This is a genomic window from Paenibacillus sp. 01T422, assembly GCF_056398785.1.
The window spans coordinates 1-8321 of sequence record NZ_JBFTQB010000372.1; the positions used below are offsets into that span (position 1 = coordinate 1).

The 8321-nt window shown below is 45.8% G+C and carries 6 protein-coding genes; 5 read left to right on the forward strand and 1 reads right to left on the reverse strand.

Annotation, left to right across the window (positions count from 1 at the left end; genetic code table 11):
- Positions 1-1208, forward strand: a 1208-nt coding sequence (locus AC1DUA_RS20420) for an enolase C-terminal domain-like protein (RefSeq protein WP_477501518.1), incomplete at its 5' end; no start/stop codon positions are given.
- A 286-nt stretch (positions 1209-1494) separates the two neighbouring features.
- Here the strand turns inward: AC1DUA_RS20420 and AC1DUA_RS20425 are convergent.
- Complete coding sequence (locus tag AC1DUA_RS20425) at positions 1495-2697, reverse strand: glycoside hydrolase family 26 protein (protein ID WP_477501519.1); 1203 nt, start codon at positions 2695-2697, stop codon at positions 1495-1497.
- Between the two features lie 1425 nt (positions 2698-4122).
- On the opposite strand from AC1DUA_RS20425, the gene AC1DUA_RS20430 reads away from it, so the two are divergent.
- Genes AC1DUA_RS20430 through AC1DUA_RS20445 form a run of 4 tightly spaced genes read left to right on the forward strand, consistent with a single transcriptional unit; the run spans position 4123 to position 8249 of the window.
- A complete protein-coding gene (locus AC1DUA_RS20430; RefSeq protein WP_477501520.1) occupies positions 4123-5154 on the forward strand; it encodes a LacI family DNA-binding transcriptional regulator in 1032 nt (343 codons plus the stop codon).
- 5 nt (positions 5155-5159) lie between these two features.
- Complete coding sequence (locus tag AC1DUA_RS20435; protein ID WP_477501521.1) at positions 5160-5984, forward strand: ABC transporter permease; 825 nt, start codon at positions 5160-5162, stop codon at positions 5982-5984.
- A 34-nt stretch (positions 5985-6018) separates the two neighbouring features.
- Entirely contained in the window at positions 6019-7050 is a 1032-nt protein-coding gene (locus AC1DUA_RS20440; RefSeq protein ID WP_477501522.1) for an ABC transporter ATP-binding protein, read from the forward strand.
- A gap of 23 nt (positions 7051-7073) precedes the next feature.
- A complete protein-coding gene (locus tag AC1DUA_RS20445; protein WP_477501523.1) occupies positions 7074-8249 on the forward strand; it encodes an extracellular solute-binding protein in 1176 nt (391 codons plus the stop codon).
- Positions 8250-8321: the final 72 nt, after the last annotated feature.

The window sequence follows — 8321 nt, forward strand, 5'->3', positions numbered from 1 at the left end:
AAGATAATGCAGGTCATACAGGCGTAGGTGAAGTACCAGGCGGCGAGAATATTCGTAAAACGCTTGAAGATGCGAGTCCATTGCTTATCGGCCAATCGATTGGTCAATATAATAACATTCTTACTACGGTGCGCAAGCAATTCGCTGATCGCGATATGGGAGGACGCGGTTTGCAGACTTTCGATCTTCGGATCACGATACACGCCGTCACGGCTTTGGAAGCTGCACTACTTGATCTTTTAGGTAAATTCCTTGATGTTCCCGTTGCTGCACTGCTAGGAGAAGGTCAACAGCGCGAAAAAGTAGAGATGTTAGGCTACTTGTTCTACATAGGTGATCGCAAGAGAACAAATCTTCCGTACCTGGGAGCAGAGGACGCTGTGAATGAGTGGTTTCGACTACGTCATGAGGAAGCGCTTACACCTGAGGACGTCGTGAAGCTTGCCGAAGCGGCTTATCAGCGGTATGGCTTTAATGATTTTAAATTAAAAGGAGGCGTACTCCGTGGTGAGGAGGAGATTGAAGCGGTCACTGCGCTGGCGGAACGTTTCCCTCAAGCAAGAATTACACTTGATCCTAACGGGGCTTGGTCATTAGCTGAAGCCATTCACCTATGTCGTGATCAGCATCACGTATTGGCTTATGCCGAAGATCCGTGTGGAGCAGAAAACGGTTATTCAGGCCGTGAAATCATGGCCGAGTTCCGGCGAGAGACTGGCCTTCCTACGGCAACCAACATGATCGCCACCGATTGGCGCCAGATGGGGCATACGATCCAGCTGCAATCTGTTGATATTCCGCTAGCCGATCCACATTTCTGGACGATGCAAGGCTCTGTTAGAGTAGCTCAGATGTGCCATGAATGGGGATTGACGTGGGGATCTCACTCGAACAACCATTTTGATATATCGCTTGCCATGTTTACCCATGTGGCAGCCGCAGCGCCGGGGAAAGTTACGGCAATTGATACGCATTGGATTTGGCAAGAAGGACAACAGTTGACCAAGGAGCCGTTTCAGATTGTTGGCGGCATGGTGGATGTTCCGAACAAGCCAGGTCTGGGCGTAGAAATTGACATGGACGCCATTGAGAAGGCGCATCAGCTATACAACAAGGAAGGTTTGGGTGCGCGCGATGATGCGCTGGCCATGCAATTTTATATCCCAAATTGGAAATTTGATCACAAACGTCCTTGTCTTTTGAGGTAGAGGATCTACGGAGGCGTGGAGAAACGCGCGATCGCTCTCCGGCAGTTTAAATGAAATTTGTTATTGGCAGATGAGGTGGAAGTTGGTTGTTTGGCGAATAGAGGGATGGGATCGTGCGGGAAGTGAAAAGTAGCTAACAGCAAGGCCTGACGGACTTTGATCCGTCAGGCCTTTTTGAGTAGATAAGAAAGAAAGTATAAGTTTTTACGTATGCTCCACTCTACCTTGACAAACGCACTCGTCCTAAAAAGGACGACGAAGTCGTTTAACCTTGTGCGAGATGGCATTACTTTGTTGGTATAACGCCTTTGCTGATTGCCGTCAACTCCATCTTGTCATTGTAAGCGAGTGCGTACCATGGCTCTGCCGCTGATTCAGCTGGTACTTGAACTTCAATTTCCCAAGGAGCCTCATAACTGACGCCAAGAAGCTGATTGCCTTGGTAAATGGCGATTGCAAATGGGGGCTCGCCCCGCTCATTCTCAAGCTTAGGATTGACAAGAAGGGTTTGCTTGCCAGCAGGAAGTGATTGATCTAGAACTGGCGTATAGCGATATTGAATAGGGTCAACACCCGTCTCGACCTTACTTAAGAACCAATCAGAGGTAATTAACCTTTGATATAATCCGTCCAAGAATGGGTTCTCCCCGATATCGTACACAAAGGTCCCATTGGTTCGAATGGCCTGAGCTCGACTGAAGTTAAAGTACGTGATCGCTTTAACCTGTGGAAATAATCGCGGCAGCAAACCGTACATGTAGCCCATTTGGCCTTCAGCCCAGCTCCAGTAAGTTTGGTTCGTAGGCAAATAGGTGTGTGCAATAGCACCCTCTGAAATCATGATAGGTTTATGGCTATAACGCTTGTAGAGAGGAGTGAAGGTATCGATTACGGTCCCTTTTAGCTGTTCTTTATCCGCTGCGTAGGGCGTGTTATATAAGGAGAAACCAACCCAGTCTACGAAGGGGTCCCCTGGATAGTAGTCGTCGATCGTATTTGACGGCGAGAAATTAGGCGACCAAACCATCGCGACATTAGGTGCTTCTTCAGCCATGATGTCGTGGATAAGACGGAATTTCTCTATGTATTGCTGTGGATTTCCGTGCCATGGCACCCATGCGCCATTCATCTCTGATGCATAACGTAAAAAAATTGGAATCCCGGAAGCCTTGGCTTCCCGCGCGAAGCGGCGGACGTATTCGTCATCCTGCACGTCGTCCAAGCCAAAGCGTGGTTCCCAACCGATCTGGAGGGCGCCGCCAAGTTCCTTAACTCTTTCGGCCGTCCGTGCCGGGAAATACGTGTTCGTATCGGTCTGTACCTTCCTCCATCCGACATAAGCCAGATAAAGCGCGTGCTTTCGTCCGTACACGTCTTCAATTTTCGTAACATCGTAGCCGACCCTGCGATCTGCCCCTAGCATACCAATATAAGTCCCCGATGCTGGTTCGTGTTTGGCAAGACTGGAAGATTCCGTTGCCAAAGGCACGCGGAGATAGAGTTCCATTTTCGTTGAAGGAGATTGGATGTTAGGTAAATCATTAGTTAGGGGCGATAGGGAAGGAAGTCCGGCTGAGTAAGCTGCGATTCGTTCTCGGTATACAGCAGGGAAGATGTAAGCCTCCGTAGATTCAGTATGTTCATTGTATTCTCAAACGCAGGAGACGGTCAATGGAACTATCCCTTGCGTTCTTTCTTTTATATGAAACCTTAAGAAAAACTTATGAATTAGTTATTCATTTGTTGCTATAAAATCTTGCTGAAAGATATTTGGAGCAATCGGCTGATCGTGATCTGAATCCATTGTTTGCACGCTAAATTTCCGTTCCATACAGGAAGCGAAGCCCTTGCTCATAAGGCCAACCGTCCGTTCCGATACACGCAAGCCCTCTTTTAAAAGTTCTTTGTATATTCGTGGGCTGCCATAGATTTCATGCTTGAGTTGATACCATCTATTTCGTTCCCTGAACCGACTCGGCGCTGAATAGAGGTAGATTTTCCCTCTATTTCTGCGGAGACACGTCCTGATGTATCGCAGCTTTGGAACTAGGCTACCACTGCGTGGATCGATTGCTTGTATTAACGCCGAATACTCCTGTTATTTTCTGCAACTGATCCATTTTTTAGGGAATAACTGGAATTTCTACAGCTAATCTGGTCAAATTCAGGGAATTTCGCATGCTGCAGATGGAATAGCTGGAGTTTCTCCATCTATTTCATTCCCTGAACCGACTCGGCGCTGAATAGAGGTAGATTTTCCCTCTATTTCTGCGGAGACACGTCCGGGTGGATCGCAGCTTTGGAGCTAGGCTACCATTGCGTGGATCGATTGCTCACCCAAGTTAGCTTGTCAACGCTTGTAATGATGCCGGGGATTGCCGGAATGGAGTGTGCTGGAAAGTGAGGGAAAACAGATGATAAGCCTTATTTCCTTTTAGGGTTTCTATTTTTATAGGTTTTTTCCTTGCTCTAAGCCATAAAAACATTCGTTATTTCATGCGAAAATCATCCAGAGTGTGCAAGAGATTGAAGCCGTAATTTCGCTCATCGGATTCCTATAACTGCTGCAGAAGAATTTAGTCAACCAGCCATGGGGATTAACCGAATTGTTGATAGACTGCAGCGTTCTCAGCAATGATCTCGTCGGTCAGTTGGTGGTAGACTTACTTTCCAGCTGCGCTAAGCGAATATGGAAATTCGATTATCATTTCAGTGGGGATTGCCATGATTCTTGCCTTTATACATATAAATCACAAGTTTCACCTTATATAAAAGCTGTTCCAAAGGTTGAGAGAACCTAGGAGCGGCTTTTTTGCCTTTACAATTACTTATCTTGCTGCTAACACAGCAATAATATTTCTAAGTTAAATTAAATGTGTGGGAACGGTCTCACATACAGAAATGAGGTCACAGCATGGAGCATACGATTAAGGAAATTGCCCTGCGCGCCGGTGTATCCAAATCAACTGTATCTCGGGTGATATCTGGCAAGGGCTATACCAGCTTGGAAGTACGCAATAGAGTGCTGCAGCTGATAGAAGAATTACAATATAAGCCCAATGCCGTAGCAAGGGCTATGGTTTCACAAAGAACACATAATATCGGCGTTCTGATTTATCGCCGGCATCATCCGATTGCGTCCCATCCTTTTTATGGGAAAATCCTTGACGCCATCTTGATGACAGCTGCAAGCATGAATTATTCCGTTTTCGTTACGACGGATCATGAAATGTCGCTGCGCTCGGCGGATTTTATGATGGAGAAAAGGGTGGACGGGCTGATCCTGATAAGTCGTTTGCAGCAGAATGTCATTGATTACATTGCAAACTTCGGAGYTCCCTATGTCATGGTCAATGGCTCAACGGATGTCGATGGTGTCATGCACATTGTCAATCAAGACGAAGAAGGCGGGCGAATGGTCGCTGAGCATCTCACCGATCAGGGTCATCACCGAATTTTCGTGATCGCCGGACCACAGACGCATCGCAGCCATAATTTGAGGCTGAAGGGCTTCAAAAATCATTTGAAAGAATCGGGGATTCGATTCCCGTCAAGTTCAATCTTGCAAGCATCGACGTCCACCTTTGGAGAAGGGTATGAGTTAATGCGTGCCCACTGGGAGGAGTTTCGTGCAGGCGGTTATACATCACTATTCGCAACCAACGATATGATAGCGCTAGGCGCTATGAAGTTTATGCTGGAACAGTCGGTACGTATTCCTGAACAGGTAGCGGTTGTAGGCTTCGATGATATCGACTTTGCCGCTATGTTTTCACCCTCTCTGACAACGATCAGGGTCAATACAGAGGAGATGGGGACTCAGGCCTTTAGCTTGTTGGACAAGCTTATCCGTCAAGAAGCAAACATTGAGAATCCTAAGCACCTTGTGCCCAAACTTATTGTTCGTCAATCGACCCAAATATTATCCATTGAAAGGAGTGGTTAGTCCGCATGCGTTGGTATCTAAAAGCGATAGGCCCACGTAAAATCGTGGAATTCCTCATCTTGGTTGTGTTCGTCATCTTTTTCTTGGGCCCGCTGCTCAATCTGGCCATTCTGGCTTTTACCGGCAAATGGACATATCCCGATATCTTACCGCATGAGTGGTCGCTGAAATGGTGGGCATTTGTGTTCCAGCAAGAAGATATTGCGAAATCGATCGGTTTGTCTTTTGTCATTGCAACGATTGTAACGGCACTTTCTATCGTGCTTTGCATTCCTGCAGCCTATGCGTTTGCGCGCATCCGATTTCCGCTGAGCAAGTTTTTCTTGTTCTCATTCCTTCTAACTCATGCTTTTCCGAAAATGGGACTTTATGTTTCGATTGCTGTGTTGTTCTTCAAACTCGGACTAATGAACACATTAATCGGTGTTGTTTTGATTCATATGATCAACGTGCTCATGTTCATGACTTGGATTCCAACGGCTGCTTTCCGTAATGTGCATATGGCTCAAGAGGAGTCAGCAAGGGATGTAGGGGCGAGCCCGTTTCGAGTGTTTCGCAGCATTACACTGCCAATGGCCATGCCGGGAATTATCGTAGCTTCAATCTTTACATTCCTTAATTCGCTTGATGAAGCGCAGGGCACATTCCTGGTGGGCATCCCTAACTACAAAACGATGCCGATTGTTATGTATTCGATCATCAGCGATTATCCGGCCTATGCAGGTGCAGTATTTTCCATTATTTTAACAGCACCGACCATTATCCTTTTGCTGGCTGCACAGCGCTTTGTGAGCGCAGATATTATGTCCAGCGGTTTCCAACTCAAATGACGACAGAACCATTCATAAATAGAAGGGGGCACACATGGACATTCAGCTTTCAGTTCAACAATTGACGAAACGCTATAAAACAGGAGAAGGCGTTACAGGAATTTCTCTTGATGTTCGTAAAGGCGAGTTAATCACACTGCTTGGCCCTTCAGGCTGCGGTAAAACAACCGTTCTTCGCAGTATCGGAGGATTTCTAGATCCAGATTCAGGCGACATTCTCATTGAGGGTAAAAGTGTACTTCAAGCGCCTCCAGAGAAACGTCCGACATCCATGGTTTTTCAAGGTTACAATCTATGGCCGCATATGACGGTATATGATAACCTCGCATTCGGTCTTAAAATACGCAAGCTTAAAAAGGCGGAAATTGATAAGGCCGTGAACGAAGTGCTGCAGCTGGTTCGCTTACCTGGAGCTGAGAATAAATATCCGGGTGAACTTTCCGGCGGTCAGCAGCAGCGTGTTGCGGTTGCAAGATCTCTGCTCCTGAAACCAGCTGTTCTTCTGCTCGATGAGCCTTTCTCCGCACTAGACGCTAAGCTTCGTCACGAGATGAGGGAAGAGCTCAGGGAAATTCAATCCAAAACAGGTCTAACAATGGTCTTCGTCACTCATGATCAGGAAGAAGCATTATCGATTTCGGATCGTATTGTCGTTATGAATCAAGGAAATATTGAACAAATCGCTTCACCGCAAGAAATTTATGATGAACCAAGTACGTTGTTCGTTTCTCAATTTATCGGCAAAATGAACTTTTTGAAAGGGGTGATCGCTGCCGAACGCGTTACCGTTGGGCATCTAAGTTTTCCAAATCCAAAAAATCTCTCCGGGCAAGTACAACTTGCTGTTCGACCTGAAGATGTGATTATAGAAGGTGAAGAAGGACAAGGCCTCGCCGGTGTGATCAAACRGGTGATGGTGCTTGGACATTATGCTGAAGTATCCATTGATTTACCTCAATACGGAACAATCCGGGCATTTCAACCAAGGGATTCTGTCAAGGATCTCCATACAGGGCAACAGGTAAAAGCAAATTTTGCAAAAGTGATTGCATTTTCAGTAAATTAAACCCAATCCAAGGAGGCAACACCATGTTACGTAAGAAATCCGCAATTACACTTGTAACTCTAATGACCGCTACGGCCGCTTTCATCTCCGGGTGTGGTAATTCAGCGACAAATGCAGGTTCTGCAGCTCCAAGCAACGCACCGGTTAAAACAGCGACAGATAGCAAACCAGTTGAATTCAACTTCTATTTTACCGGCTCGCAAAATGTGAAAGATCTATGGGATACGTTGATTCCTATGTTTGAAAAGCAAAATGYAGGTGTGAAAGTAAAACCGGTTTATATTCCTTCAGGAACTGGCGCACAACCAACTTATGACCGTATTATGGCTGCCAAACAAGCAAATAAAGGGTCTGGCGACATCGATTTGTATGAAGATGGCTTGTCTAATGTCACACGGGGACAAAAAGATGATCTGTGGGACTCCTTAGCAGCTGACAAAATTAAAAATCTAGCAAGTGTTGATGAAAAAACGTTAAAAGATATCTCTAATCTCGCTATTCCATACCGCTCATCTGCTGTTGTCCTGGCTTATAACAGCGATAAAGTAAGTGCTCCTCCAAAAACGTTGGATGAACTGTATGATTGGATCAAGAAAAACCCGTCCAAATTCGCCTATAACGATCCATCCACAGGTGGCGCTGGTAACTCTTTTGTAGCAACTGCTCTGTATAAATTCTTGCCAGAAGAAGCGATTCACAATTCCGATCCAAGCGTTGAAAAAGGTTGGGATCAAGGTTTTGCGCTACTGAAGGAACTCGGGAAATCCGTGTATGGCAAAGGTATTTATCCAAAGAAAAACCAGGGAACTTTAGATTTGTTGACAAGCGGCGAAGTAGATATGATTCCAGCTTGGTCAGATATGGTACTTGAGCAAGTCGCGAAAGGTCAACTTCCGAAATCAACAAAAATGGCGCAACTGACGCCTGGATTTAACGGCGGACCAACGTACTTAATGGTGCCTAAACTGTCCGAGAAGAAAGAGGCTGTTTATAAATTCCTGGATTTCGTTCTTTCACCTGAAGCTCAAGGCGTAGTTGTAGACAAAATGCATGGTTTCCCAGGGATTAAGCTTTCTAACATGTCCAAAGAAGTTCAAGATTCATTCAAAGGTGCGTCCGAAGGATTCCGTTCTTTCAATATCGGCGAACTTGATAAAGATATGACGAAACGCTGGCAAAGTGATGTTGCTGCACAATGAGTAAACAAATGAAAATGGGGATATTCGGATTACTTCTGGTTATCCCCTCTTTTTTATTACTCTTCGTCACTG

What these genes read in the sequence shown, in the direction of transcription:
- AC1DUA_RS20435 (WP_477501521.1), top strand. Translation starts at nt 5,160, where the DNA reads ATGCGTTGGTATCTAAAAGCGATAGGCCCACGTAAAATCGTGGAATTC.